This is a genomic window from Mesorhizobium silamurunense, from assembly GCF_014843825.1.
Classification (GTDB): domain Bacteria; phylum Pseudomonadota; class Alphaproteobacteria; order Rhizobiales; family Rhizobiaceae; genus Mesorhizobium; species Mesorhizobium silamurunense.
In genome coordinates this window covers 1-1275 of sequence record NZ_JHQR01000390.1, presented here as the reverse complement: position 1 = coordinate 1275, position 1275 = coordinate 1, and the positions used below count along the sequence as shown (strand labels likewise).

2 protein-coding genes are annotated in these 1275 nt (G+C 66.9%); one reads left to right on the top strand and one right to left on the bottom strand.

Translation table 11 applies throughout. The annotated features are described in order from the left end of the window. Positions 1–447, bottom strand: a 447-nt coding sequence (locus DH10_RS34400) for an MFS transporter (RefSeq protein ID WP_485020606.1), incomplete at its 3' end; no start/stop codon positions are given. 96 nt (positions 448–543) lie between these two features. On the opposite strand from DH10_RS34400, the gene DH10_RS34395 reads away from it, so the two are divergent. Continuing rightward, a partial coding sequence (locus DH10_RS34395; RefSeq protein WP_192385862.1) for a LysR family transcriptional regulator occupies positions 544–1275 on the top strand: 732 nt, incomplete at its 3' end.

Here is a 1275-nt window from a genome sequence, read left to right as displayed (position 1 = left end):
CCCGCTCATCACGTCGCCGATGACGCGCCCGTCCTGGCCGGGCGGCGCCATCGAGGCCGCGACCGGCACCAGCACCTGGATGCAGGAGCAGGCGGCACCGAGAACGAACAGCACGGCGAGCAGCGAGCCTGCCGAAGGTGCGAATGCAGCGACGGCGGCCGCTAGCGCCCCCGCGCCTAGCATGCGCAGCACCAGCACCCGGTTCTCGACGAGGTCCGACAGCGGCACCAGGAAGAACAGCCCGGCGGCATAGCCGAGCAAAGTCGTCATCGAGACGAGCCCGCTTGCCGAGGTCGCGGCGCCCAGCGAATGACTTATCAGCCCGACCAGCGTTTGCGGCGCGAAGAGGTTGGTGGCGATGATGCCGGTCGAGGCGGCAAACAGCAGCGTCTGGGATCTGGTGATGGTTTCGGCTGGTCGATCGGCCAGTTGTGCATTGCCGTGCATGATTTCCTCGTTGTCGGCATATCCGGCGAGGACTTTATTGCGAACGAGCATAATGCTACAATTGAATTGACATGATAATGATTATGCGAGGTACGCATGAACATTCACGACCTCGAAGCCTTTGTCGCCGTCGTCGAAACCGGCTCCATCGTCGGCGCTTCGGCGAGGCTCAACCTTACCCAGCCAGGTGTCACGCGCCGCATCCAGAACCTCGAGGAGCGGCTGGCGACGCCCTTGCTCGACCGCCAGTCGAAGCCGCTGAAGCCGACCGCCTCGGGCCGCGAGGCCTATGAGCATGGCCGCCGCGTGCTGCGCTCGCTGGAGGATCTGAAGGCCGGCGTATCGCCGGCGGGCGAGGTGAGGGGCGAATTCCGCCTCGGCATCATGCCCTACCTCTCGACCAGCGCGCTCTCCGAGCCGCTGGACAGCTTGCGCGCAGCCTTCCCGCAACTGACGCTGAAGATCACCTCCAGCCTGTCGCCGCGCCTGGTTGAGCAGGTGCTGCACAGCGAGATCGACGCGGTCGCGGTCTGCCTCGCCGAGGGCGTCGCGCCGCCACCCGAATTGGTCAGCGACGATCTCGGTGTGCAGGAGGTTTTGCTGGTGGCCTCGCCCAGCCTCGGCGTGCCGAAGCCGGTCGAGCTCGACGGGCTGTCGCGTTACCCCTGGGTGCTGAACGAAACCGGCTGCGGTTTCCGCGCCTTCATCCGCCACCGCTTCGAGGTGGCGCGGCTGCCCTTCCATGTCGGCGTCGAGGCGCAGGGTGCGGATCTGCGCATGTCGCTGGTGGCGCGCGGCCACGGCATCGGCGTCGTCACGCCCGGCGCG